This window comes from Streptomyces sp. NPDC042364 (genome assembly GCF_056437585.1).
On record NZ_JBWKAJ010000009.1, the window covers coordinates 42,132 to 68,993 of the forward strand.

Here is a 26,862-nt window from a genome sequence, read left to right on the forward strand (position 1 = left end):
CGGCCTGGAAGGGAACGACTCGCACATGACGCGCAGGGCTTTCGAGGCTTTCGAACCGCCGCAGCGGCTTGTGCGAGCGCTTGCCGAGACCCGGCAGGGCGGCGGCGACGGTGCCCAGGAGTGGCTGTCGCATCTGCCCGAAATCCTTCAACAGGCCCTTGATCTACGCGAGTTGACCATCGAGCGGGTGCAGGCACCCGGCGGCCGCAGCAGTCTGGTGGTCCTGGTACGGCAGATCGACGGCACCCCCGCCGTCCTGAAGCTGGCGCCCGGGCGGGCGCGGCCGGAGAGCGAGCGGGCGGCGCTCGCCCACTGGGACGGGCGGGGGGCGGTGCAGTTGCTGAACCCTGGCGACAGTCAGGGCGTGCTGCTTCTGGAGCGTCTGCGTCCGGACATGTCGGTGCGGTCGTTGCCCGAGGCCAAGGCGCTGCTGGAGGCGGCGGCCACGTTGCGCCGGTTGTGGGTCGAGCCGCCCGAGGCGCATGTGTTCGAGACCGTGGGCGAGCGGACGGGGCGTCAGGCCGAGGCGATGCGCGTGAGCGCCGAGGCCGACGGGGAGGTCCGGTCGCTGGTCGGGGCCGCTCTCGCCGCACGGGAGGGACTGCTCGCCTCCGCTCCCGAGGAGCGGTTGCTGCACGGGACGTTCCGGCAGAGCAAGGTGCTGGCCGGGGAGCGGTTGCCGTGGCTGGCGGTGGGGCCTGATCCGGTGGTCGGGGAGTGCGCGTTCGATCTGGCGCGGCTGGTGCGGGACCGGGTGGAGGATCTGATCGCCTCGCCGTCCGGGGCGGCGACGACACGGCGGCGGGTGAAGAAGCTGGCCGAGTCGCTGGACGTGGACCAGGACCGGTTGCGGGGGTGGACGTTGTTCCGGGCCGTGGAGTCCGGGGTGCGGGCCCGGCGGGTGGGGCGTCCGCGCGACGCGGAGTTGCTGCTGGAGTTCGCCGGCTGGCTCTGACGCCGGCGGTCCCGCGCTCCGCGGGCGTCCGCGACGGCGCCGCGTACTCCGGACGCCGTGACCGTTCCCCTCCGTAGTGACGTTCGGTCACGCCCTACGGTCGGGGAACGGTCCGGGAGAACCCACACACGGTCCGGGGCCGGGCTCAGACTGCCGTGAGCCGGGCGATCGCCTCGTCGACCGTCAGTTCCTCGCGCTCGCCGGTGCGGCGGTCCTTCAGCTCCAGGACGCCCTCGGCCGAACGGCGTCCGGCCACGAGGATCTTCGGGACGCCGATGAGCTCGGAGTCGGTGAACTTCACGCCCGGGGAGACCCCGGCGCGGTCGTCGACGAGGACACGCAGGCCGGCGTCCCGCAGCCGCTGGGAGACCTCCAGGGCGAGTTCGGTCTGGAGGGCCTTGCCCGCGGCGACCACGTGCACGTCGGCGGGAGCGACCTCGGCGGGCCAGCACAGGCCCTTGTCGTCGGCGGTCTGCTCGGCGAGGGCCGCGACCGCGCGGGAGACACCGATGCCGTACGAGCCCATGGTGACGCGGACGGGCTTGCCGTTCTGGCCGAGGACGTCGAGCTTGAGGGCGTCGGCGTACTTGCGGCCGAGCTGGAAGATGTGGCCGATCTCGATGGCGCGGTCCAGCTTCAGGCCGGTGCCGCACTTCGGGCACGGGTCGCCCTCCTGGACGACCACGACGTCGACGTACGTGCCGACCTCGAAGTCACGGCCCGCGACCACGTTCTTCGCGTGCATGCCGTCCTTGTTGGCGCCGGTGATCCAGGAGGTGCCGGGGGCCACCCGCGGGTCGGCGACGTACGTGACCTTCTCGCCGAGGCCCTGCGGGCCGACGTAGCCGCGGACCAGCCCGGGGTTGGCGGCGAAGTCGTCCTCGGTGACCATCTCGACGACCGCCGGGGCGAAGTGCGCCTCGACCTTGCCCATGTCGACCTCGCGGTCACCGGGCACGCCGATGGCGACGATCTCGCCGTCGACCTTCACCAGGAGGTTCTTCAGGGTGGCGGAGGCCGGGACGCCGAGGTGGGCGGCGAGGGTCTCGATGGTGGGGGTGTCGGGGGTCGGGATCTCCTCGAGCGCGGGCACGCCGTCGGCGTCCACCGGCTTCAACTCGTAGGTGATCGCCTCGGTGTTGGCGGCGAAGTCGCAGTTGGGGCAGTCCGCGAAGGTGTCCTCGCCGGCGCCGGCCGGGGCCAGGAACTCCTCCGACTTGGAGCCGCCCATCGCGCCCGCGGTGGCGGCGCAGATGCGGTAGTCGAGGCCCAGGCGCTCGAACACCTTCTGGTACGCCTGGCGGTGCAGGGCGTACGACCGGGCGAGGCCCTCGTCCTCCAGGTCGAAGGAGTAGGAGTCCTTCATCAGGAACTCACGGCCGCGCAGGATGCCGGCGCGGGGGCGGGCCTCGTCGCGGAACTTCGTCTGGATCTGGTAGAGGATCACCGGCAGGTCCTTGTAGGAGGACGCCTGGTCCTTCACGATCAGCGTGAAGATCTCCTCGTGGGTGGGGCCGAGGAGGTAGTCGCCGCCCTTGCGGTCCTGCAGGCGGAACAGCTCCGGGCCGTACTCGTCCCAGCGGCCGGTCGCCTCGTAGGGCTCCTTCGGCAGCAGGGCGGGGAGCAGCACCTCCTGGGCGCCGATCGCGTCCATCTCCTCGCGGACGATCCGCTCCACGTTGGCGAGGACCCGCTTGCCGAGGGGCAGCCAGGTCCACACGCCGGCCGCGGTGCGGCGGACGTAGCCGGCGCGGACCAGCAGCTTGTGGCTGAGTACCTCGGCGTCCGCCGGGTCGTCGCGCAGCGTCTTCGCCATCAACTGGGACATGCGCTGGACCGGTGCGTTCGCCATGGTTCTCGTACTCCTGCTGCGGATCGGTTGATGGCAGGAGGTTAGCCGGGGGGCGGGGGACCGTGGAAATCCGGCGGTGGCGGGCGTGGCCGGTACGGCGGCTACCTGCGGCGCAGGGGCAGGGGGGCGCCCATGACGGCGTAGGGCCGCGGGGCGCTGGGGAACAGGACCTGGCGGGCGAGGTCCTCGTAGCCGAGGGAGCGGTACAGGCCCCGGGCGGGGCTCTCGATGTCGATCGCGGAGAGGATCGAGCGGGGCTCGGTCGCGCCGTCGGTGATGGTGGTGATCAGGGAGCGGCCGACACCGCGGTTCTGGTAGGCGGGGTGGACGTGCAGCTCGGTGATCACGAAGGAGTCGTCCAGCCAGTCCTCGTGGCCCCGGGCGCGGAGGTAGGGCTCCACGACGGTGGACCACCAGTGGGTGCGGTCGTTGGGCATGCCGTAGACGAACCCGACGAGGCGGCCGCTGGCCGTGGCGCCGAGTGCCCTCGCTCCGGGGTAGGTCATGTGGCGCAGGACGATCTGGCGGCGTACGGCCACCTCGTCGGGGCCGAGACCGAACGCCACTGCTTGGACGGCCAGGGCCTCGTCCACGTGGGCGGAGAGGTCCAGGGGGCCGATGACGAGGCTCATGTTGCGGATGCTACAGGGGGGTTCGCCCGGTCCGCCGGGTGCCGGTCGCATGTGGCCGGCCGTGCGGTTCCCCGCGGCCCGGCCGGGTCGGCCTCCGTCAGAAGAGGACGCTCATGAACTCGCCCACTTCCCGGAAGCCCACCCTTCGATAGGTGCGCCGCGCCGCGGTGTTGAAGTCGTTGACGTAGAGGCTGACCAGAGGGGCCACGTCGGCGAGCGCGTAGCGGAGGACCGCCGCCATGCCGGGGGCGGCCAGGCCCCGGCCGCGGTACTCGGGGGCGACCCAGACGCCCTGGATCTGGCAGGCCTGCGGGGTGGCGGCGCCGATCTCGGCCTTGAAGAGGACGCGTCCGTCGGCGTCGAGGCGGGCGAAGGAGCGGCCGGAGCCGACGAGTTCGGCGACGCGGGCCTGGTAGAGGAGGCCGCCGTCACCGGCCATCGGGGAGACGCCGACCTCCTCGGTGAACATCGCCACGCACGCCGGCATGATCGTTTCCATCTCGTCCTTGCGGATCCGGCGGACGTACGGGTCGGGGGTGATATCGGCGGGGTCGGGCAGCCGGTCGGTGACCATCAGCGGCTGGTGGGCGCGGACCTCGCGGGCGGGCCCCCAGCTGGGCTCCAGCAGGCGCCAGAGCTGGGCGGTGGGTTCGGCGGGGCCGACGAGCGAGGAGCAGCGGCGGCCGGCCCGGCGGGCGCGGTCGGCGAAGGCGCGGACCGCGCGGGGGGTGGCGCAGATGGGGACGAGGTTGGCGCCGGCGTAGCAGAGGGAGGTGAGGGCGCCGTCCTCGTACCAGCCCCACATCTCGCCGCCGAGCCGCCAGGGGTCCAGGCCGGCGACCTGGACGCGGGAGGTCACGAAGGCGTTCGCGACGGGCTCGCGGTCGAGGACGGCGAGTGCGGCGTCCAGGTCACTCGGTTCGAGGACCCGGGTGGTGGTCTGGGTCAACACGTGCGGGGGCCTCACCCTTGGTCTGCGCTGGTTTCCGCACGATACCCTGCGGGGCTGTGACGGGCGCCCTTGAGCTCGGGGGTACGCGTGCTCCGGCGGGTGCGGGTACGTCGTGGCTCGTCGCGCAGTTCCCGCGCCCCTCGAGGGGCCTGCGGCCCTCGAAACGGGCCTGCGGCGCCCCGAATCCCCCGTGGGGCGCCCGCGGCCTCAGCCCGCTACCGCCACCGTCGGCTCGCCCGAGGCGACGCCGGACTTCTCCATCTCCTCGGCGATCTTCATGGCCTCTTCGATGAGGGTCTCGACGATCTTGGACTCGGGGACGGTCTTGATGACCTCGCCCTTGACGAAGATCTGGCCCTTGCCGTTGCCGGAGGCGACGCCGAGGTCGGCCTCCCGGGCCTCGCCGGGGCCGTTGACGACGCAGCCCATGACGGCGACGCGGAGGGGGACCTCCATGCCGGTGAGGCCGGCGGTGACCTCCTCGGCGAGCTTGTAGACGTCGACCTGGGCGCGCCCGCAGGAGGGGCAGGAGACGATCTCCAGGCCGCGCTGCCTGAGGTTGAGGGACTCCAGGATCTGGTTGCCGACCTTGACCTCCTCCACCGGGGGCGCGGAGAGGGACACGCGGATGGTGTCGCCGATGCCCTCGGAGAGGAGTGCGCCGAAGGCCACGGCGGACTTGATCGTGCCCTGGAAGGCGGGTCCCGCCTCGGTGACGCCGAGGTGGAGGGGGTAGTCGCACTGGGCGGCGAGCTGGCGGTAGGCGTTGACCATGACGACGGGGTCGTTGTGCTTGACCGAGATCTTGATGTCCCGGAAGCCGTGCTCCTCGAAGAGGGAGGCCTCCCAGAGGGCGGACTCGACCAGGGCCTCGGGGGTGGCCTTGCCGTACTTCTGGAGGAGGCGGCGGTCGAGGGAGCCGGCGTTGACGCCGATGCGGATCGGGGTGCCGTGGTCGCTCGCCGCCTTGGCGATCTCCTTGACCTTGTCGTCGAACTGCTTGATGTTGCCGGGGTTGACGCGGACGGCGGCGCAGCCGGCCTCGATCGCGGCGAACACGTACTTCGGCTGGAAGTGGATGTCGGCGATGACCGGGATCTGCGACTTCCTGGCGATGACGGGCAGGGCGTCGGCGTCGTCCTGCGTGGGGCAGGCGACCCGGACGATCTGGCAGCCGGAGGCCGTCAGCTCGGCGATCTGCTGGAGCGTGGCGCCGATGTCGGACGTACGCGTGGTCGTCATGGACTGGACCGAGACCGGTGCGTCTCCGCCGACGGCCACGGACCCGACCTGGATCTGCCGGCTCTTCCGGCGCTCGGCGAGCTTGGTCGGAACGGACGGCATGCCGAGAGAAATCGCAGTCATCTGCTGTGCAACCCCAAGTTGTGGATCAGGATCGGGTCCCGGAACGGGCGGGCTCCAGGCTTCGAGATTACGGTACGGGCCTGTGTCCGGGCACATCACGGGCCGGGGCCCCTCGCGGAGGGGCGGTGCGGCGGACAGCGAATCGGCCGGGCACCCCGGGGTGCCCGGCCGCCGTGAACGCGGGGTGGCTACGAGATGCGCACCGGGTTCACGAGGTCCGCGATGAGGACCAGGAGCGTGAAGCAGATGAAGATGCCGGCCACCACGTACGCGACGGGCATCAGCTTCGCCACGTCGAAGGGGCCGGGGTCGGGGCGGCGCAGCACCTTGGCCGTGTTCCGGCGCACCGACTCCCACAGGGCGCCCGCGATGTGGCCGCCGTCGAGCGGGAGGAGCGGGAGCATGTTGAACAGGAAGAGGGACAGGTTGAAGCCGGCCAGCAGGATGAGGAAGCTGGCGAGCTGCTGGGTGGCGGGGATGTCCATGGTGAAGATCTCGCCGCCGACGCGGGCGGCGCCCACCACGCCCATGGGCGAGTCCGCGGCGCGCTCGCCGTCGCCGAAGGTGGCGTCCCACAGGGCGGGGATCTTGGCGGGCAGGGAGATCAGGGACTCGACGCCGTTCTCCATCATGTCGCCCATGCGGTCCACGGACTGTCCGAAGGAGAGCGGGACGATGGCGCTGGCGGGGGTGAAGCCGAGCCAGCCGGCGGAGACGTACTTGTCCTCGACGTAGCCGCCCTCGCCGTCGGTCTGGGCGACCTTGTTCTTGATGAGGGTGGGTGTGATGTCGACCCGCTCGCCGTCGCGGTCGACGGTGAGGGTGACCTTCTTGCCGGGGTTGTCGCGGATGTCGGTCTGGAGGGCCGACCAGTCCGTGACGGGTTCGCCGTCGAACGCGACGATCTTGTCGCCGGGCTGGAGACCGGCGGCCTTGGCGGGGGCCTCCTTGTCGCCGTCCTTGCACTTGGTCCGGTTCTCGCTGGCGGAGATGACGCAGTCGGAGATCTTGCTGACCGTGGTCGTCTGGGTCTTGGCGCCGAAGGACATCATCACGCCGACGAAGATCACGACGGCGAGGACCAGGTTCATGAAGGGCCCGGCGAACATCACGATGACGCGCTTCCACGGCTTGCGCGTGTAGAACAGGCGCTGCTCGTCGCCGGGCTGGAGTTCCTCGAAGGAGGCCTCGCGCGCGTCCTCGATCATTCCGCGCCACGGGGAGGTGGAGCGGCTCTCGATGCGGCCGTCGTCGCCGGGCGGGATCATGCCGATCATGCGGATGTAGCCGCCGAGCGGGATCGCCTTGACGCCGTACTCCGTCTCGCCCTTCCTGCGGGACCAGAGGGTCGGGCCGAAGCCCACCATGAACTGGGGCACGCGGATGCCGAAGAGCTTGGCCGTCGAGAAGTGGCCCAGCTCGTGCCAGGCGATCGAGAAGGCCAGGCCGATCACGAAGACCACTATGCCGAGGATGAACATCAGGGTCGTCATGCACGGGCCTCCGCGGTCGTCCGCTCGGTGGGTTTGCCTGGGGAACCGGTCAGTTCACGGGCGCGGGCGCGCGCCCAGGTCTCCGCTTCGAGGACGTCCGCCACGGTCAGGGAAGTTCCCGTGGCGGGGGTGCCGTGCTCCTCGACGACCCGGGTCACCGTCTCCATGATCGCGTCGAACCGGAGACCGCCGTGCAGGAACGCGTCCACGCACTCCTCGTTGGCCGCATTGAACACCGCCGGCGCCGTGCCCGCGAGCCGGCCCACGTGCCGGGCGAGGCCGACCGAGGGGAATGCGTCGTTGTCGAGGGGGAAGAACTCCCAGGTGGACGCCTTGGTCCAGTCGAAGGCGGGCGCGGCGCCGGGGACGCGCTGCGGCCAGCCGAGGCCGATGGCGATGGGGCCGCGCATGTCCGGGGGCGTCGCCTGCGCCATTGTCGATCCGTCCGTGAACTCAACCATCGAGTGGACATACGACTGGGGGTGGACGACGACCTCAATGCGATCGAAGGGAATGTCGTAGAGGAGGTGCGCCTCGATGACTTCCAGGCCCTTGTTGACGAGGGTCGCGGAGTTGACCGTGATGACCGGGCCCATGGCCCAGGTGGGGTGCGCGAGGGCGTCGGCGGGGGTGACGTCCGCGAGTTCCGCCCTGGTACGGCCCCGGAACGGGCCGCCGGAGGCGGTGACGACCAGTTTGCGCACATCGGCGCGGGTGCCGCAGGCGAGGGCCTGGAAGAGGGCGGCGTGCTCGGAGTCGACCGGGATGATCTGGCCGGGCTTGGCCACCGCCTTCACCAGCGGGCCGCCGACGATGAGCGACTCCTTGTTGGCGAGCGCTAGGGTGCGGCCCGCCTCCAGGGCGGCGAGGGTGGGCGCGAGGCCGATGGAGCCGGTGATGCCGTTGAGCACCGTGTGGCAGTCGGACGCGGCGAGTTCGGCGGCGGCGCCGGGGCCCGCGAGGATCTCGGGGAGCGGCTCCCCGGCGGCGTACGCGGCGGTCAGGGCCTCGCGCAGCGCGGGGACGGTGTCCTCGCGGGCGACGGCGACGGTGCGCACCCGCAGCCGGTGCGCCTGCTCGGCCAGCAGCTCCACCCTCCCTCCTGCGGCGGAGAGCCCGGTGACCCGGAAGCGGTCCGGGTTGCGCAGGACGAGGTCGATGGCCTGGGTGCCGATCGAGCCGGTCGATCCGAGGATCACCACATCCCGCACCCCGTCGACGGGGTCGAAGACGAGATGCGGATCGGCGAGAGGGGCGGGACTGTCACTCATCCCCCCATTGTTGCCGCATCCGGTGTCCGGCAGGACCGCGCGGCCCCTCGTTGGCCCACTTCGGGTGGTGTGCCTTGACGATGCGCTTTCTCCGTTTGTGAAGCAGGTGTGAAGGCGGAGTGATATGACTTCTTCCCAGCTGATCCGAATGTCGTATCAGCCGATCGCTGCTGGATGACGGCGGTCGTGAACGAGGTCCCTGGGGAACTCCCTGCGCAAGCGCATACGCGCCGCCCTGCCCGTGCTCGCCGGAGCGGTGGCACTCACCGGCACGGTGCTGAGCGGCCCGGCCGAGGCGGCGGGGGCGTGACCATCTACCGCGTGGGGCGGGCGAGTACATCAAGATCCGCACCGGCGCGGGCACCGACACCAGCGCCACCAAGTACCAGAACCGCAGGGCGTACGTCTGGAACAACACCAGCGACACGGCGACGCTGCTGAGGGCGAGCGGAACCAAGGCCGACTCGTGCTCGTGGACGACGCGCGATCCCGGCGACACGTACTGCTGAACACCCTCTACGCCTTCCGGGCGCCCTCCACCACGCCGTCCGCCGTGTCGACGGTCGGGGCGGTGAAGTGGAGGGCGCCCGCGTCGCGGGTGGGGGCGAGGCCGCCGGAGGCGGTGTCCAGGTTGAAGACGAAGCCGACCGTCTCCTCCTTGATCGCGTCGGTCATGGCGACGAACATGTCGAAGCCCTCGCGCTCGTACTCGATGATCGGCTCGCGGCCCAGGGTCCACCGCAGACCGATGCCGTCGCGGAGGTAGTCCATCTCGTACAGGTGCTCGCGCCAGGTGCGGTCCAGGACGGACAGCACCACCCGGCGTTCCAGGTCGCGCAGGGTCTCCTCGCCCAACTCGGCCCCGCGCTCGGCGTAGTGGGCGTGGATGTCGTCCGTCAGGTCGGACACCAGGTCCTCGGCGGTGAGGTTCGCGCGGCCGCCGTGCTCCCGCGCCAGGTCCTCGATGGTGGGCCCGACCGGGTACAGCTCCCCGAGCGCCCGCCACAGGGCGTCCAGGTCCCACTCCTCCGGGTAGCCGTGGGCGGTCTCGGCGGCGACGTACGCCTCGACGGTGTCGTCCATGAAGTGGAGGATCTGGCCGCGGAGGTCCTCGCCCTCCAGGACGCGGCGGCGCTGGGCGTAGATCAGCCTGCGCTGGCGGTTGAGGACCTCGTCGAACTTCAGGACGTCCTTGCGGGTCTCGAAGTGCTGGCGCTCCAGCTGGGCCTGGGCAGAGGCCACGGCACGGGTGACGATCTTGTTCTCCAGGGGGACGTCCTCGGGCACGTGCGTCGCGGCCATGACGCGCTCGACGAGCTGGGCCTGGAACAGCCGCATCAGGTCGTCCTGGAGGGAGAGGTAGAAGCGGGACTCCCCCGGGTCGCCCTGACGGCCGGAGCGGCCGCGCAACTGGTGGTCGATGCGGCGGGCGTCGTGGCGTTCGGTGCCGAGGACGTAGAGCCCGCCGAGTCCGGTGACCTCGGTGTGTTCGGCCGCCACCTCGGCGGTGATCCGGTCGAGGACCGCCGCGCGCTCCTCGTCGTCCGCGTCGTCGGGCAGCGCTGCCCGGGCCAGGGCCTCCGGGTTGCCGCCGAGCATGATGTCGGTGCCCCGGCCCGCCATGTTCGTGGCGACGGTCACCGCTCCCCTGCGTCCGGCCTGGGCGACGATCACGGCCTCACGCCGGTGGTTCTTGGCGTTGAGGACCTGGTGCGGGATCCGGCGTTCGCTCAGACGGGCGGAGAGCGCCTCGGAGACCTCGACCGTGGTGGTGCCGACCAGCACCGGCTGGCCCTTGGCGTGCCGCTCCGCGATGTCGTCGACGACCGCCGCGAACTTGGCGTCGGCGGTCCGGTAGATCAGGTCCGGCCGGTCCTCGCGGATCAGCGGCCGGTTGGTGGGGATGGGTACGACTCCCAGGTCGTAGATCTGGTGGAACTCGGCGGCCTCCGTCATCGCCGTGCCGGTCATGCCGGAGAGCTTGTCGTAGAGGCGGAAGAAGTTCTGGAGGGTGATGGTGGCGAGGGTCTGGTTCTCGGCCTTGACCGACACCCCCTCCTTGGCCTCGATCGCCTGGTGGAGGCCCTCGTTGTAGCGGCGGCCGGGCAGCATGCGCCCGGTGTGCTCGTCGACGATCAGGACCTCGCCGTCGACGACGACGTACTGCTGGTCCCTCTTGAACAGCTCCTTGGCCTTGAGGGCGTTGTTGAGGTGCCCGATGAGGGGCGTGTGGTCGGACTCGTAGAGGCTGTCGATGCCCAGCTGGTCCTGGACGTACTCGACGCCCGGGTCGAGGATCGCGACGGTGTGCTTGCGGGGGTCGTACTCGTAGTGGTGGCCGGCGCGCAGGTGCTCCAGCCGTTCCTTGTCGGCGGGGCGGGTGAAGCGCTCGTCCTGGATCTCGACGCCCCTCATCGGGCCCACGAGGGTCGCGAAGGCCTCGTACCAGTGGGTGGCCCGGTCGGCCGGGCCGGAGATGATCAGCGGGGTGCGGGCCTCGTCGATGAGGATGGAGTCGGCCTCGTCGACGATCGCGAAGTGGTGGCCGCGCTGCACGAGTTCGGCCTTCGACCAGGCCATGTTGTCGCGCAGGTAGTCGAACCCGAACTCGGTGTTGGTGCCGTAGGTGACATCGCACGCGTATGCCGCCCGGCGTTCGTCCGGGGTCGATTCGGAGCGCAGGACGCCCACGCTCAGGCCGAGGAACTCGTACGCCTTTCCCATCCACTCGGCGTCCCGGCGGGCGAGGTAGTCGTTGACGGTGACGACGTGGACGCCCTTTCCGGTGAGTGCGTCGAGATAGACCGGAAGGGTGGCCACCAGCGTCTTTCCCTCGCCTGTCTGCATTTCGGCGACATTGCCGAGGTGGAGGGCGGCGCCGCCCATGACCTGGACGTCGAAGGGGCGCATGCCGAGGGTGCGGCGGGCGGCCTCCCGCATGGTGGCGAATGCCTCCGGCAGCAGGTCGTCAAGGGTCTCACCGTCGGCCAGGCGCTCTCGGTACTCGTCGGTGAGGGCGCGCAGTCCGCTGTCGTCGAGGGCCGCGACATCCTCCTCGACGGAGGCGACGGCATCGGCGATCCGGTGCAGTCGGCGCAGTATCCGGCCTTCGCCCGCGCGCATGATCCTGTGGGCGAGGGAATTCCTGCCGGGTTCGGACATCGCAGCATCACCTCGGCGCTGTCGCCCCGTCCGCCGTCCCTTCGATTGTCGGCTCGTGCGGTGAGCGCGGCAAGCAGCGTGACGGCGGAGCGGGGCGACGGGGAATTCCGTAGGGGTGCGGGGTCAGCGAACGGGGCGGTGGACGTTCTCCTTCTCGCTCGCGCCCGGTGTCGCGTCCGCGATCCACGGGCCTTCGCCGGAGGGGTCGATCACGCCCTGCTCCAGCCACTCGTACGCGCCCCCGAGCACTCCCTTGACCACCTTGCGGTCGAGGTCGTCGGTGTTGCTCCACAGCCGGCCGAAGAGCTCCTCGACACGGAGGCGGGACTGCCGGCAGAAGACGTCGGCGAGCTGGTACGCCTCGCGGCCGTGCCCCTCCGTGGTGCGCAGCAGCTCGGCGCGTACACACGCCGCGCCCGTGGCGAACAGTTCGGCGCCGATGTCGACGATCCGGCCCAGGAAGCCCTGCTTGGTCTCCATCCGGCCCTGCCAGCGGGACATGGCGTAGAAGGTGGAGCGGGCCAGCTTGCGGGCGGACCGCTCGACGTAGCGCAGGTGGGCCGAGAGGTCGGGGTGACCCGCCGGGTGGAACTCCGCGTAGGCACGAGGGAGTTGTCCGGTTCCCGCGACCAGCCTGGGCAGCCACCTGGCGTAGAAGACGCCCGCGTTCGCCCCGGCCCTGGCCTTGTCGGTGAGGGACTTCTCGGGGTCGATGAGGTCGCCGGCCACGGACAGGTGGGCGTCGACGGCCTCACGGGCGATCAGCAGGTGCATGATCTCCGTGGAGCCCTCGAAGATGCGGTTGATCCGCAGGTCGCGGAGCATCTGCTCGGCGGGCACGGCACGTTCGCCGCGCGCCCTCAGGGACTCGGCGGTCTCGAAACCCCGGCCGCCGCGGATCTGGACCAGCTCGTCGGCGATGCGCCAGCCCATCTCTGAGGCGAAGAGCTTGGCGAGGGCGCCCTCGATCCGGATGTCGTTGCGGTCCTCGTCGGCCATCTGCGAGGAGAGGTCGAGCACCGCCTCCAGGGCGAAGGTGGTGGCCGCGATGAAGCTGATCTTGGCGCCCACGGCCTCGTGGTGGGCGATCGGCTTGCCCCACTGCTCACGGGCCGCCGACCACTCGCGGGCGATCTTCAGACACCACTTGCCCGCGGCCACACAGGACGCGGGCAGCGAGAGCCGGCCGGTGTTGAGGGTGGTCAGCGCGATCTTCAGACCCGCGCCCTCCGGGCCGATGCGGTTGGCCGCCGGGACCCGGACCTGGTGGAAGCGGGTGACGCCGTTCTCGATGCCGCGCAGGCCCATGAAGGCGTTGCGGTTCTCGACGGTGACGCCGGGCGAGTCCGTCTCCACGACGAAGGCGGTGATGCCGCCCTTGTGGCCCTCGCTCTTCGGCACCCGGGCCATCACCACGAGGAGGTCCGCGACGACGCCGTTGGTGGTCCACAGCTTCACCCCGTCGAGGACGTAGTCGTCCCCGTCGGGCACCGCGGTCGTCGCCAGCCGGGCCGGGTCCGAGCCGACGTCGGGCTCGGTGAGGAGGAAGGCGCTGATGTCGGTGCGGGCGCAGCGCGGCAGGAACTTCTGCTTCTGCTCGGGGGTGCCGAACAGTTTCAGCGGCTGCGGTACGCCGATCGACTGATGCGCGGAGAGCAGCACGCCGATCGCCGGGCTGGCCGAGCCCACCAGGGCCAGGGCCTTGTTGTAGTACACCTGGGTGAGGCCGAGGCCGCCGTACTTGGGGTCGATCTTCATGCCGAGGGCGCCGAGTTCCTTGAGGCCGTTGACGACCTCGTCGGGGATCCGGGCCTCGCGCTCGATGAGGGCGCCGTCGACCTTCGTCTCGCAGAACTCGCGGAGCTTGGTCAGGAACTGCTCACCGCGCCGGACGGCCTCGTCGGTGGGCAGCGGGTGGGGGTGGATGAGGTCGAGGCGGAACCGGCCCAGGAAGAGTTCCTTGGCGAAGCTCGGCTTGCGCCAGTCCCGCTCCCTGGCGGCCTCCGCCACCTGGCGGGCCTCACGTTCGGTGACGACGGGTTTCTTGAGGGGTGGTGCGGACATGAGGCTCACCTCGCCGCGAATCGGGATCTTGTACCGGATGAGTACCTGATTGGTTACCGATGGGTGCTACCCGATCGTTGGTACCCGATCCGGACGCCCCCCGCCACCCCTCGCGTCCGCGTTCAGCCGATGGTGGCCTACTACCACCTCCGCTCCCCGACCGGCCACTCCCGGCCACGCGCGGCCGAAACCCGCCCCCGGCCCTAAGCTGAGACCCACGGCGCCCCTCCCGGTCAAGGGCCGACCGAAAAAAAGGGGCGCGGGGAACTGCGCGGCAGACCCCCACCCACCCGCGGCCGCCGCGCTCCCCCTCCCTCCACCGCCCAAGGGTTGTCCCGTAGGTGCCCGCCCGGGAATCGAAGCGCTTCGACAACCTATGGACACGCACCCACCACCGAGCTACTGTCGAGCCACCCTCACACCCCCCTCTTCGGAACCCACGCGCCGTCGAAGCGCTTAAACACGCTTGGAGAGCTGGATGGTCACCCTCGCCGAGGTCGCCCAGCACGCCGGAGTCTCGGCGAGCACGGTGAGCTATGTCCTCAGCGGCAAGCGGTCCATCTCCGCCGGCACCCGCCGCCGGGTCGAACAGAGCATCCAGGAGCTGGGCTACCACCCCAACGCCGGGGCCCGCGCCCTGGCGAGCAGCAGGTCCAACATCATCGCGCTGATGGTCCCGCTGCGGACGGACATGTACGTCCCGGTGATGATGGAGATCGCCATCGCGGTGGCGACCACGGCCCGCGCCCACGGCTACGACGTGCTGCTGCTCACCGGCGAGGAGGGACCCGACGCGGTGCGCCGGGTGACCGGCAGCGGGCTCGCCGACGCGATGATCCTGATGGACGTCGAGCTGGACGACGAACGCCTGCCGCTGCTGCGGGACACCGACCAGCCGTCGGTGCTCATCGGACTGCCGGCCGACACCACCGGCCTGACCTGCGTCGACCTCGACTTCGGGGCGACGGGCGCGCTGTGTGTGGAGCACCTTGCGGTGCTGGGCCACCGCGAGATCGCCGTCATCGGCGAGGCCCCCGCGGTGTACGAGCGGCACACCGGTTTCGCCGAGCGCACCCTTGACGGGCTGCGGTCCCGAGCGCGGGAGCTGGGGCTGCGGGTGCTGCACCGACCCTGCGAGGGCGGCTACGACGCGATGGCCGCGACGCTGGCCCGGATCTTCGACGAACGGCCGGGCACCACGGGGTTCGTGGTGCAGAACGAGTCCGCGGTGGAGCCGCTGCTCGCCCTGCTGCGCCAGCAGGGCCGGGCGGTGCCCGAGGACGTCTCGGTGATCGCCGTCTGTCCCGAGCAGGTCGCCGTGCAGGCCTCGGTGCGGCTGACCTCGGTCGCCATCCCGGCCCAGGAGATGGGGCGGCGGGCCGTGGAGCAGCTGGTCGCCAAGCTCGACGGGCGGGAGGCGGACGAAGTGGTGCTGCTCGCCCCCGAGCTGACGGTCCGCGCGAGCACGGGACCGCTGACCGGCGGCGGCTGACACCACGGGCGGGGGCATGGCGAGAAGCAGCTCCCGCCGGCCGGCAGCCGCCCCCACCGCCCGGCATCCGGGCTCCCCCCCACCGTCCGCGCCCAAGCTCGCACTCCGGTCGTCCGGTGCCCCACCGGCCGCCCCCTCCCCCAGTCCCCGGCGGCCGCAGTCGTGCCGGGTGTGCCGCCACTCCTTCCTTCCAGGAGCCGTCTCGTGAATCAGCCTGCCGAGAACCAGACCCCGACGGGCGCGGTCAGCCTCGCCCAGTCCTCCCCCACCGTCGGTACGTTCCGCGAGCGGGACGGTGCCCTGGAGTGGAGCGGACGCCAGGAGACCCTCCGGATCGAGCCCTGGGGCCCGGACGCCGTCCGGGTCCGTGCCCGGCTGGGCGGCCCGGTCCTCGACGGGCTGCCGGGCGCCCTGCTCGACGAGGCCGAGAGCACCGAGAGCAGCGTCAAGATCGAGGAGGGGCAGGGGCGGCTGACGGTCGGCGCGCTCACCGTCGAGGTCAGCGCCGAGGGCCTGGTCCGGTTCACCCGTACCGCCGACGGCCACGAACTGCTGTCGGAGGCGCGCGCCCACTTCTGGTGGCCGGGCTCGCGCCTCTACACGGCGGTCGGCAACGGCCACCACCGCCTGGAGCAGCGCTTCGCCGCGTACGACGACGAGAGGCTCTACGGGCTGGGCCAGCACCAGCACGGGCGGCTGGACCAGAAGGGGCTGGTCCTGGACCTGGTGCAGCGCAACGCCGAGGTGGGCGTCCCGGTGCTGACCTCCAGCCGCGGCTACACCCTGCTGTGGAACAACCCGGCGATCGGCCGGGTCGAGCTGGCGGGCAACGGGACCCGCTGGGTGGCGGACTCCGCCCGGCAGATCGACTACTGGATCACCGCGGGCCAACCGGCCGACGCGCAGCGCCGCTACAGCGCGGTGACGGGACGGACGCCGATGCTGCCCCAGTGGGCGGCCGGGTTCTGGCAGTGCAAGCTGCGCTACCGCACCCAGGACGAACTCCTCGGCGTGGCAAGGGAGTACAAGCGCCGGGGGCTGCCGATCGATGTGATCGTGTGCGACTTCTTCCACTGGACGCATCTCGGCGAGTGGAAGTTCGACCCGAGCGAGTGGCCCGACCCGGCGGCCCTGGTGGACGAACTGGCCGGGATGGGCATCAAGCTGGTGGTGTCGGTGTGGCCGTCGGTGTCGCCGCTGTCGGAGAACCACCCGGTGATGGACCAGCGCGGCTACTTCATCGGCACGCAGTACGGTCCGACGGCCCACGCGGACTGGCCCGACAAGGGGGTCGCGTCCACGGTGCAGGTGGCCTTCTACGACGCCACGAACCCCCAGGCCCGTGAGTTCGTCTGGGCGCGGGTGAAGGAGAACTACCTGGAGCCGTACGGCATCACCGCGTTCTGGCTGGACGCCTGCGAGCCGGAGCTGAAGCCCGGGTTCCAGGAGAACCTGCGGTACTGGGCGGGGCCCGGCCTGGAGGTCGGCAACATCTACCCGGCGGAGAACGCCCGCACCTTCTACGAGGGGCTGAAGGCGGCCGGCGAGGACGAGATCATCTCCCTCAACCGCTCGGCGTGGGCGGGCAGTCAGCGGTACGGGGCCGCCCTGTGGTCCGGTGACATCGGCACCGACTTCCCGACCCTGCGCCGGCAGATCGCGGCCGGCCTCAACACGGCGCTGTCGGGCATCCCCTGGTGGAACACCGACATCGGCGGCTTCCACGGGGGCGACCCGGACGACCCGGCGTACCGCGAGGTGATGGTGCGCTGGTTCCAGTTCGGCGCGTTCTCCCCGCTGATGCGGCTGCACGGCTTCCGTGACCCCGGCATGCCGCTGGGCCCGGACATGACCGGCGGCCCCAACGAGGTCTGGTCGTACGGCGAGGAGGCCGGCGCGATCCTGGAGCGGTATCTGCGGCTGCGCGAGCGCCTCAAGCCGTATGTCCTGCGGGTCATGCGCGAGGCCCACGAGCAGGGTCTGCCCGTCATGCGCCCGCTGTTCCTGGAGTTCCCCGGGGACGAGCGGACCTGGTCGGTCGACGACGCGTACCTGTTCGGCCGCGACGTGCTGGTCGCGCCGGTGCTGGAGGCGGGCGCGACCACCCGGACGACGTATCTGCCGGCGGGTGCCCGCTGGACCGACGCGTGGACCGGGCAGACGTACGACGGGGGCGCGTCCGTCACCGTGGAGGCCCCGCTGGACCGCATTCCGCTGTTCCTGCGGGACGGGGCGTCGCTGCCGATCGCCGAGTAGGCGGGCGGCGGGCACCGGTCGTCCGCCCGCCGGGTCTACGCTATGGCGCCACGGCCATCCCGTGATCTTCAGGGGGTGTGCGCGACCCCTGAGTGAGCGGAGACCACAGAGCATGAACAGCCGTACGGGAGACCCTCGCCGGGCCGGCGGGGGACGGCCGGGCCGGCGGGGCGGTCACCCGCGCAGACCGTTGCACCGGACACGGACGACGATACGGACCACCGGCGGCGGCCCTCTGGAGGTGCCGTCGGCGGTCGCCCCGCCGGCGCCGGCCGTCTCCGGCGGCTTCCTGCCGGGGCCGGCGCGGCACATCGCGGTGTGGAGCGCGCTGACACTGCTCGTCACCGGTGTCGTCGCGGTGGGCGTGTGGATCTGCGTGACGTTCCAGACGGCGGTGACACCCGTGCTGCTCGCGCTGCTCGGCACGGCGCTGCTCGGGCCGTTCTACCGGCGGCTGGTGGCGATGCGGTTCAACAAGTCCCTTGCCGCCGGGCTGACCTGTGCGGCCGTGGTCGTGGTGATGGGCGGGGCCGCGTACATCGTGGTCGCGGCGCTCATCGACACCGGCGACCAGATCATCTCCTCGCTGCGGGACGCGGCGAAGGCGCTGAGCGACGAGTTCGGGTTCGCGGGGACGTCGTTGGACGACCTCGCGAAGAACGCCAGGGAGCTGCTGTCGAAGTTCGGCGGCACGGCGGCCTCCGGGGTGCTCACCGGGGTCAGCGCGGTCAGCTCGTTCGTGGCGATGGCGATCCTGGCGCTGCTGCTGATGTTCTTCTTCCTGCGGGACTCCGACAAGGCGGTCGCCTCGCTGCACTCCCTCGCGCCGCGCGGCCGCGGGGAGACGCTGGAGGTGATGGCCCGGCGCGCCTTCCAGGCGATCGAGGGCTTCATGCGGGGCACGACGATCATCGCGTTCATCGACGGTGTCTGCATCGCCGTCGGCCTGCTGATCCTCCAGGTGCCGGGCGCCGTCGGACTGGGCGCGCTGGTGTTCGTCGGCGCGTACATCCCGTATCTGGGCGCGTTCCTGTCGGGCGCGGTGGCGATCCTGGTGGCGTTCGCCGACCGGGGGCTGGTGACGGCGCTGTGGGCGGTCGGTGTGGTGTTCGCGGTGCAGCTCCTCGAAGGGAACGTGCTCCAGCCGATGATCCACAGCCGGACCGTGCAGATGCATCCGGCGGCGATCCTGCTGGCGCTCACGGCGGGCGCCTCCATCGCCGGCATCCTCGGCATGCTCCTGTCGGTGCCGCTGACGGCGGCGGCGTTCGGTGTGCTGTCGGAGCTGCGCTCTCGGTACGGCGACGGCGCGGACCGGGCCGAACCCGCGCGGCCGAAGGAGATCGCCGGAACGGCGGGATGACCGCCGGTGCCCGCCGGCCGCCGAACGGAGGGAACCCCGGCCGGCGTGCGGCCGGGGTTCCACTGGGTGGTGCGTGTCGGGCGGGTCAGCGCTGCAGGGTGAGGACACCCGGCCGGTACGGCCACTGCTCATAGGGTGCGCCCGCAGGGGTGGTGCCCCTGCCCTGGTAGAGGAACTGCAGGTTGCAGGGGTCGATGGTCTTGGTCTGGTCGGGGTTGTTGCGGACCAGGTCACCGTGGCTGATGTCGTTGGTCCAGGTGACACCGCTGTTGGCCTTGCCCGCGAAGGGGCTGCTCTCGCTGCCGGCCTGTACGGTCCACGGACCGTTCAGGCTGGAGGCGGTGTACGAACGGAAGTAGCGCCCGTTCGCTCCCCGCGCCTCGACGATCATGAGGTACTGGTTCTGGCCCTGGACCTTGTAGACCTCCGGCGCCTCGAACACCTTGTCCACGGTGTCGCTCAGGACCGTCGTGTACGACGTGCCGAAGTTGCCGGGGAAGTTCCCGATCGGCATGGTCGCCTTGTAGATCTTGCCGTTGTCACCGGCGAAGAACAGGTACATGTTCCGGTCGTCGGCGATCAGGGTCTGGTCGAGCGCGCCGGTGGGGGAGTTTTCGGTGCCGGGGAGGTTGCCGGTGAACAGCGGCTGCGGCGCGGACCAGCTGTTGGGGTTGGCGGGGTCGGTCGACGTGCGGTAGTTGAAGGTCCAGCCGCCGGCCCACTGGGAGGCCATCACCCAGATGTTCTTGGGAGCGAAGTAGATCAGCGTGGGCGCCACCGCGCCCTGGCTCATGGCGGTCTGGGGGGCCGTCGCCATGTCCGACCAGTTCGTGAAGGCGCCGAAGCCCATCGATTTCCAGTTGCCGTCGGAGTACGTCCCGTAGACCAGGTGCTTGCCTTGGTACGTCACGGTGGTGAAGTCCTTCAGCGCGTACCACCCGTTGGCCGGCTGCGCGAGCGCCCCGGTCGAGGTCCACCGGTAGGTCGACGGCAGCGAGCACGTGGTGCCCGACGCGGTCAGGCCGGACCACTTCTGGTTGCTGCCGCCGTTGCACGTCGCCATCTCCACCGACGTGCCGTTGGCGGTACCGGCACCCGTGACGCTCAGGCACAGCCCGGACTCCACTCCGACGACCGTGCCGTCGGCGTTCACCCGCCACTGCTGGTTCGTACCACCATTGCAGTCCCAGATCACCGGCCGGGTCCCGGGCGTCGTGGCGTGACCCGGGACGTCCAGACACTTGCTGCCGTACACGGTCAGCTGGCTGCTGTCCGTCAGCGTCCACTGCTGGTTGGTCCCGCCCCAGCAGTCCCAGATCTGGGTGGTGGTGCCATTGGTCTGGCCGGCGCCCGGCACGTCGAGACACCGGTTGGAGCCGACGCCGCGCAGGGCGCCACTGGTGGCCGCCTGGGCGGCCGGGCCGGCGGCCAGCAGCGCCGCAAACGAGACCAGGGTCGCGGTCGTGGCGGCGAGGAACGCGGACGGACGTCTGCGACTGAAGCCGAGTCTGTGCATGGGGACCTCGTGTTTCTGAGTGCGCGGCTCTGCCGGCACCTCGGAGGCAGTACGAAGGGTGGTGCGGCACGACCCCCACGCATGTTCGTCATTTCGAACGTGGGTCGCAGTATCGAGCAAGTGGATAATAGAGATCCGGCCACCAGCGTCAATACTTCTCACAGGATTCACGAGCCGGAAACAGCGGCCCAAGGGTGTCCCGTGATCCCCGGCGGGCGCGCGACGCCGGGGATCACGGGACAACCCTCAGCCGACGACCCGGCCCAGTTCGATCCGGTCGATGTTCGGTGCCCAGGCGCTCGCGTTGCCGAAAGTGACCTTGTTGGCGCCCTTCCTCAGGTCGACGGGGATACCGAGGGCCCAGTAGTCGTCCCAGCTCCAGGTGTTCTTGAACGTCACCTTCCTGGGCACCCCGGTGCCGACGGTGATGTCCGCCGTGCGGGACATGATGTCGGTGTTGTAGGCGTGGCCGTTGTCCCGGCGGTCGTTGTGGGCGTAGTGGACGACCAGCACGTAGCGGCCCGGTGCCGGCGCGTCCACGGTGAACTCGGCGGTGCTTTCGGGGCTGTTGCCGAGCCGGCCGATGTACGAGCCGGCGGAGGCGTGCGCCGATTCGACCAGTACGGCCCCGCCGCTGAGGGTGGCCGCCGCGCCCTCGTAGGAGAGGGTGCCGTCGGTCGAGCCGTCACCGGAGACGTCGAGGGAGCGCACGGTGGCGTGCCGGGCGGTCATCCCGACCCGGTTGTTGCCCGCGACGAGGTACAGCCGCAGCGGACGGCCGGGCACCGCCGCCACCGACTGCCCGTGCAGGGTGAGCCGCACCGGCGCCGACGCCCGGGGCACCACCCGGTAGTAGCCGTCGCGCGGGGCGTACACGTCGAAGACCGCCCTGTCCCCGGAGCGCAGCACGAGGGCGCCGGTGCCGACGCCGGCCGACGAGGAGTAGTCGTACGACGGCTTGCCGCCGATGTCGGCGAGCGTGGCCTCGTAGGAGGCGGAGGGCGCCGCGGCGCGGGCGGTGAGGTCGATCCGGTCGAGGGTGACCTCGGCTGCGCCCTTGGCGAGGGTCAGGGTGTGGCTGCCGGCCGGCAGCTCCAGGCGGACGTCCTTCCTGGCGCGGTAGGTCCAGTTCTCCGTGGAGGGGTAGGTGACCGTGACCGGGTCGCCGCCGTCGACGGACAGCTTCTGGGTGGCGGGAGCGCCGGACTGGTTGCCGTAGAGGATCGCCAGGTCGTACGTGCCGTCCTCGGGGACGGTCACCGTGAAGTCGACCCTGCTGCCGGCCTGGTTGAGGGAGCCGACGTCCTTGGTGCCGGAGGCGGCGTAGCCGTTGGCGTTGCTCACGGTGCCCTGGGTGTAGACCCTGCCGCCGGTGATGGCGGCGTCCTCGGCCTCGTAGGACGCGGTCCAGGGGACGGCGGGGGCGGACGGGGTGCCGGAGCCGCCGGGGGTGAGGACCACCCGGTAGGCGGACATCCTGTGCATGCCGCGCAGCGGGACGGTCACCGTGCCGTCGTCGGCGACCCGCACCTTGGTGCGGGAGAGGACGCGCGGTGTGGCGTGCTGCCCCTCGTAGCCGGACCAGGCGGCCTCGGCGACGGTCGCGGTGACCGCACGGCCGAAGAGGGACCGGGGGACCTTGCGGACCACGACGTCGGCGTCACCGGCCGAGCCGCCGAGGAGGACCTGGGCCTGACGGCGGGAGGCGTCGAGGGAGGCGAGGCCCTGGAGGGTGTCGATGGCGTCGGCCCGCGGCGGGGTGACCTTCACGGTGTCGCCGGTGAGACCCGCGTACCAGCGGAAGAACCACCAGCCGCCGTTGGGGATGTTGGAGCGGACGACGTTGCCGTCCATGTTCCCGGCGGCGTCCCAGTACGCCTGGTTGGCGTACACCTTGTTCCTCTCGAACATCGAGACCCACTGCACCAGCTGGCCGGGGACGGAGAGGTCGCGGCGGTTGGCGTACTCGTCGATGTTGATCTTCAGCGGCCCGATGCCCAACTGCCGTTCGATCGAACGGTAGTCGTCGTAGTGGCCCTGGAAGTCACGCAGCGAGCCGGAGCCCAGTTCGTGCCAGGTCATGATCTGCGGCAGGACGTTCTCGCGCTGGGCGAAGGCGAGGAAGTCCCTCAGCAGCCGGGTGTGGTACGCGGCCTCGTTGGGACCGGCGATCCGCGCGTCGGGGTGAACGGCGCGGATGCGCTGGTACACGGTCTTCCAGTCCCGGAAGAACCGGTCGCGGTTCTCCTCGTACCGGTCCTGGTCGGCCACGTCGAGCTTGTACCAGATCTGGTCCGGTTCGTTGAAGGGGACGTAGACGAAGCGGTCGCTGTTCGGGTCGGCCGCGATCTCCCGGGCGATCCTGTCGACCTTGGGGAGGTAGTCGTCGATGCCGAGGTCCTCGTACGGCCACTTGGCGTAGATGTCCTGCATCATCACGTTGATCTCGCCGCCGCCGTTGCGGAAGAACGACTTGGAGACGGTCAGCGCGTCGCCGTTGGGGTGCTGGGCACCGCCCTCCGGCTTCTGCGAGATGCTGGTGATCTTCAGGGGGGCGAGGGCGGCGTCGCTGGGCACCCCGTCGTCGCTGAGCCCGTACAGCGCGCCGTTGGCGCCCAGCATGACGGGCCCCTCGGAGGCGGAGAGGTCGACGGTGAGGCGCTGCGGGTCCGCGGCGGCGGCCGCGGGGGCCCCGGTGGCGGGAAGGGTGCCTGCCATGGCGGTGACTCCAAGTACTGCGGTGACCAGGGCGGTTCGCGCCCGGGACCTGGTGCGGGCTCGGTCACGGGTTCGCGTGCGGGTGGGGGTGATCACTCGGTCGGACCTCCGGTCATATGACGGCTCCACTGGTGGTTCCGGACACGGTCTGCGGTCGGCCGACGGTGAACACGGCGGCCGACGGCAGGCTCGTCACCACGGCGTGCGCGAGGACGAGATCTCGGTTGCCGAGGGGCGAACCGGGCGCTCGTTCCGAGAAGGGTGGTGCGGGTCGGGGGGATCACGGGGCGGAACGCTGTGCTCGGGCGGGAGGCGTGGGCGGCGGCGCGGGCCGCCGGGGCCGCGGGCGGCTCGGCGCCCGGCCCGCGGAACGCGGGTGCCGGGGCGGGTCAGGCGCGGGCGGGCGGCACCCCCGAGCTCTCCCGGACCACCAGCTCCGGTACGGACACCCGGTGCGGGGCGATCGTGGCGGACTTCTCCAGGACGCCATGGAGCAGGGCGAACGCGGCCCGGCCGAGGCCGGTGAAGTCGAGCCGTACGGTCGTCAGGGTCGGGGTCAGATACGCGGAGTGCGGGGCGTCGTCGAATCCGGCCACGCTGACCTCCCCGGGAACGGAACGGCCGCTCTCGTGCAGGGCGCGGAGCACGCCGAGCGCGAGGTCGTCGTTGCCGCAGAGGATCGCCGTCACCGACGGGTCCTCCGCCAGTTTCCGGCCGGCCCGGTGACCGCCCGCCGGGCCCCAGTTCCCCTGCACCGGGCGCGGTTCGGGCGCCCCCGCCTCCTTGAGCGCCTGCCGCCAGCCGGCGGTGCGGGCGCTGGTGCGGCGGGTGCTGGACGGGATGGCGACGTAGTGCACGGTCTCATGGCCGAGGGAGAGCAGATGGCGGGTCACCGCGCAGGCCGCCTCGCGGTCGTCGGTCCACACCCAGGGGCGGTCGCCGTCGGGCGGGCTCGCGGGTGTCTCGACGACCCCGACCACGGGCAGGCCGGCGGGCACGGCGGCCAGCGCCGCGACACCGGCCGGATCGTAGGCGATCACGATCAGCCCGCCGCCCGCGTCCGCCGCCCGCTGCACCGCGGCGGCGACGGCCGTCTCCTCCGCCGATTCCAGGACGCCGATCCCGACCGCGTACGACGCCGCGCGGGCCGCCTCCTCGATTCCCCGGAGGACCGAGGCGTAGCCGTAGTGGGTGGTGTCGGCGGTCAGCACGGTCACCGACCGGCTGCGGCCACGGGCCAGCGCCAGCGCGGTCGCGTTGCGGCGGAAGCCCAGCTCGTCGATGGCCGCCAGCACCCGGTCCCGGGTGGACTGCTTGACGCTGGGGTGGCCGTTGATCACCCGGGAGACGGTCTGGTACGAGACCCCGGCGGCGGTCGCGACATCCCGGATGCTCGACGGGCGCCTTGTGTGACCGGTCACATTCATGCCAGGATTGTGACCGGTCACACTGGGGCGGTCAAGAGAGCGCGACGAGGCATTCACGCGAGCGGCGCCCCCGGCGAGGGCCTGGGAATCGGCGTACCCGAGCGGGGCGGGCTCTGGAGGGGCGGCGACGTGACCGGTACGACGGACCAGACGGCGGGCGGCTTCAACTCCCCCTCGAAACGTTTTAGTTGGGGGCATCCGGCGCTGCGCGCGGAGTTCGCCGCGGCGGCGGACGGCACGCCGCGTCTGGTCCGGCTGGGCGCCGCGGGGACCTCCGTCGATCCGGAGGTCGCCCTCCCACTCGTCGAGTTGACGGCGGTGGGCCACGGGAGCGGGTGGTCGGGGCCCCGGTTCACCGGTACGGCGTTCGGGTCGCGGCTCGGGTACCGGGGGCACCGTGACCTCGGCGGCTCCGGCTGGGCGCGGCTGACCGTCGAACTGCGTGACCCGGCGACCGAGTTGACCGCACTCGTCGAACTGGCCTCCCCGGTCGGGATCCCGGTGCTCCGCTCCCGTGTGCGGCTGCGCAACGACGGTACGGAGCCCCTCGTCGTGCAGTCCGTCAGCACTCTCCTGCTCGGCGGGCTGCCCTCCCCCGACGTCCTCGACGTGCACCGCGCCCGCAACGACTGGCTCGCCGAGTGCCGTTGGTACACCGCGCCGCTGCGCGACAGCGTCGCCGACATCGGCGTGGACGCCCATCAGCACGACAGCCGGGCGGCGCTCTCCCTCACCGGGCGCGGCAGCTGGCCGACCGACGGCCACCTGCCGATGGGGGCGCTGACGGAACGGGGCGGCGGCCGGGCCTGGGTGTGGCAGGTGGAGTCCCCGGCAGGCTGGCGCTGGGACCTGGGCGAACGCGCGTACGGCACCTACCTCGCCGTGAACGGTCCCACGGACGCCGAGCACCAGTGGCGGGTACGGCTGGCGCCGGGCGACGAGTTCACGACGGTGTGGGCGGCGATCGCGCTGGGAACGTCGGGGCCGGCGGGGGGTGTCGCCGGGGCGGCGGCCGGCTGCTCGGCGCTCGATGAGGCGTTGGCGGCCATGACCTCCTACCGGCGGGCCGTCCGGCGGCCGCATCCGGACCATGTCACCCTGCCCGTGGTCTTCAACGACTACATGAACACGCTGATGGGCGACCCGACCACCGAGAAGCTGCTGCCGCTGATCGACGCGGCGGCGGGCGCGGGCGCGGAGTACTTCTGCATCGACTCCGGCTGGTACGACGACACCGTGGACGGCGGCTGGTGGGACGGCGTCGGCGAGTGGCGGCCCTCGGCGCGCCGCTTCCCCGGCGGCATCCGGGCCGTACTGGACCGGATCCGGGAGCGCGGCATGGTGCCGGGGCTGTGGCTGGAGCCGGAGGTCGTCGGGGTGCACAGCCCGGTCGCCTCCGCCCTCCCACCGGACGCCTTCTTCCAGCGGGACGGCATCCGGCTCACCGAGCAGGGCCGCCATCAGCTCGACCTGCGGCACCCCGCCGCCCGGGCGCACCTCGACAGGACGGTGGACCGGATCGTCGGCGACTGGGGCGTGGGCTATCTGAAGCTCGACTACAACATCGTCGTCGACCCGGGTACCTGCGCTTCCGGTGACCTCTCCCCCGGGGCCGGGCTCCTCGGCCACGCCCACGCCTACCTGGGGTGGCTGTCCGACGTCCTGGACCGCCACCCCGGGCTCGTCGTCGAGAACTGCGCCTCCGGGGGCATGCGCATGGACGGCGCGACCCTGGCCGTCGCCCAGCTCCAGTCGACCAGCGACCAGCAGGACCCCCTGCGCCTCCCCGCGATCGCCGCCGCCGCGCCGACGGCGGTCCCGCCGGAACAGGGCGCCGTCTGGGCCTATCCGCAGCCCGGGTTCGACGACGGCCTGATCGCGTTCACCCTCGGCGGCGCGCTCCTCGGCCGTATCCACCTCTCCGGCCATCTGAACCGTATGTCCGGGCACCAGCTGGGCCTCGTCCGGGACGCCGTGGACGCCTACAAGTCGATCCGCGGTGATCTGGCACAAGCGGTGCCCTTCTGGCCGCTCGGTCTGCCGGGGTGGACGGACGAGTGGCTGGCGCTGGGACTGCGGGTGCCGGACGGGCCGTCGTACCTGTCGGTGTGGCGGCGGGGCGGAGCGGGCGACGTGTCTCTCCACGTCGGCCACTTGGCGGGCCGGGACGTGCGCCCGGAGATCCTGCATCCGTCGGCCGGGAGCGACGGCTCGGCGGCCTGGGACGGCGAGGCGCTCGTGCTGCGGGTGGCGCTGCCGAGCGCGCCGGCCGCCGTGCTGGTCCGGCTGTGCGACGGGACCGTGTGACCAGCCGCCGTCCGGAGGGTGTCGGGGTGCGTGGCTG

Annotated in this window: 16 protein-coding genes; 5 read left to right on the plus strand and 11 right to left on the minus strand. The window is 71.5% G+C overall.

Going from position 1 to position 26,862, the window contains the following annotated elements; all coding sequences use genetic code 11:
- Window positions 1-25: 25 nt before the first annotated feature.
- A complete protein-coding gene (locus tag AC067N_RS19585) occupies window positions 26-955 on the plus strand; it encodes an aminoglycoside phosphotransferase family protein (protein ID WP_478680158.1) in 930 nt (309 codons plus the stop codon).
- A 145-nt stretch (window positions 956-1,100) separates the two neighbouring features.
- Here the strand turns inward: AC067N_RS19585 and AC067N_RS19590 are convergent, their stop codons facing one another.
- The 8 genes from AC067N_RS19590 to AC067N_RS19625 form a co-directional block, all read right to left on the minus strand.
- Window positions 1,101-2,807, minus strand: coding sequence for a proline--tRNA ligase (locus tag AC067N_RS19590; protein WP_478680159.1), 1,707 nt, complete (start codon window positions 2,805-2,807; stop codon window positions 1,101-1,103).
- Window positions 2,808-2,908: 101 nt separating this feature from the next.
- On the minus strand, window positions 2,909-3,439 hold the full coding sequence (locus AC067N_RS19595) for a GNAT family N-acetyltransferase (protein ID WP_478680160.1): 531 nt from the start codon (window positions 3,437-3,439) through the stop codon (window positions 2,909-2,911).
- A gap of 97 nt (window positions 3,440-3,536) precedes the next feature.
- Window positions 3,537-4,391 carry a GNAT family N-acetyltransferase gene (locus AC067N_RS19600; RefSeq protein WP_478680161.1) on the minus strand — a complete coding sequence of 285 codons (855 nt, stop codon included), beginning with the start codon at window positions 4,389-4,391 and terminating at the stop codon, window positions 3,537-3,539.
- A 207-nt stretch (window positions 4,392-4,598) separates the two neighbouring features.
- Complete coding sequence (ispG, locus tag AC067N_RS19605; RefSeq protein ID WP_478680162.1) at window positions 4,599-5,756, minus strand: flavodoxin-dependent (E)-4-hydroxy-3-methylbut-2-enyl-diphosphate synthase; 1,158 nt, start codon at window positions 5,754-5,756, stop codon at window positions 4,599-4,601.
- A gap of 188 nt (window positions 5,757-5,944) precedes the next feature.
- Window positions 5,945-7,249 (minus strand): M50 family metallopeptidase, encoded by a 1,305-nt coding sequence (locus tag AC067N_RS19610; protein WP_478680163.1) that lies wholly within the window; start codon window positions 7,247-7,249, stop codon window positions 5,945-5,947.
- A complete protein-coding gene (dxr, locus tag AC067N_RS19615; protein WP_478680164.1) occupies window positions 7,246-8,520 on the minus strand; it encodes a 1-deoxy-D-xylulose-5-phosphate reductoisomerase in 1,275 nt (424 codons plus the stop codon). Before dxr ends, AC067N_RS19610 begins: the two co-directional genes overlap by 4 nt.
- A gap of 516 nt (window positions 8,521-9,036) precedes the next feature.
- The gene (gene secA, locus AC067N_RS19620; protein WP_478680165.1) at window positions 9,037-11,682 is read right to left on the minus strand and encodes a preprotein translocase subunit SecA; all 2,646 of its coding nucleotides are present in this window, start codon (window positions 11,680-11,682) and stop codon (window positions 9,037-9,039) included.
- A 123-nt stretch (window positions 11,683-11,805) separates the two neighbouring features.
- Window positions 11,806-13,746 carry an acyl-CoA dehydrogenase family protein gene (locus AC067N_RS19625; RefSeq protein WP_478680166.1) on the minus strand — a complete coding sequence of 647 codons (1,941 nt, stop codon included), beginning with the start codon at window positions 13,744-13,746 and terminating at the stop codon, window positions 11,806-11,808.
- 478 nt (window positions 13,747-14,224) lie between these two features.
- Here AC067N_RS19625 and AC067N_RS19630 point away from each other — a divergent pair, with 478 nt between their 5' ends.
- The 3 genes from AC067N_RS19630 (at window position 14,225) to AC067N_RS19640 (ending at window position 18,857) form a co-directional block, all read left to right on the plus strand.
- Complete coding sequence (locus AC067N_RS19630; protein ID WP_478680167.1) at window positions 14,225-15,238, plus strand: LacI family DNA-binding transcriptional regulator; 1,014 nt, start codon at window positions 14,225-14,227, stop codon at window positions 15,236-15,238.
- Window positions 15,239-15,442: 204 nt separating this feature from the next.
- Window positions 15,443-17,494: a glycoside hydrolase family 31 protein gene (locus tag AC067N_RS19635; RefSeq protein ID WP_478680168.1), complete on the plus strand. Its 2,052-nt coding sequence runs from the start codon at window positions 15,443-15,445 to the stop codon at window positions 17,492-17,494.
- 316 nt (window positions 17,495-17,810) lie between these two features.
- Complete coding sequence (locus AC067N_RS19640) at window positions 17,811-18,857, plus strand: AI-2E family transporter (protein ID WP_478680373.1); 1,047 nt, start codon at window positions 17,811-17,813, stop codon at window positions 18,855-18,857.
- Window positions 18,858-18,942: 85 nt separating this feature from the next.
- On the opposite strand, the gene AC067N_RS19645 is transcribed toward AC067N_RS19640, so the two are convergent.
- The 3 genes from AC067N_RS19645 to AC067N_RS19655 all read right to left on the minus strand — a co-directional run bounded on the left by AC067N_RS19645 (window position 18,943) and on the right by AC067N_RS19655 (window position 24,518).
- Window positions 18,943-20,373, minus strand: a complete 1,431-nt coding sequence (locus AC067N_RS19645) for a non-reducing end alpha-L-arabinofuranosidase family hydrolase (RefSeq protein ID WP_478680169.1) — start codon at window positions 20,371-20,373, stop codon at window positions 18,943-18,945.
- 246 nt (window positions 20,374-20,619) lie between these two features.
- Complete coding sequence (locus tag AC067N_RS19650) at window positions 20,620-23,091, minus strand: CBM35 domain-containing protein (RefSeq protein ID WP_478680170.1); 2,472 nt, start codon at window positions 23,089-23,091, stop codon at window positions 20,620-20,622.
- Window positions 23,092-23,480: 389 nt separating this feature from the next.
- On the minus strand, window positions 23,481-24,518 hold the full coding sequence (locus AC067N_RS19655) for a LacI family DNA-binding transcriptional regulator (protein ID WP_478680171.1): 1,038 nt from the start codon (window positions 24,516-24,518) through the stop codon (window positions 23,481-23,483).
- A 129-nt stretch (window positions 24,519-24,647) separates the two neighbouring features.
- Between AC067N_RS19655 and AC067N_RS19660 the strand changes: the two genes are divergently transcribed.
- Window positions 24,648-26,825, plus strand: a complete 2,178-nt coding sequence (locus AC067N_RS19660; RefSeq protein ID WP_478680172.1) for a glycoside hydrolase family 36 protein — start codon at window positions 24,648-24,650, stop codon at window positions 26,823-26,825.
- Window positions 26,826-26,862: the final 37 nt, after the last annotated feature.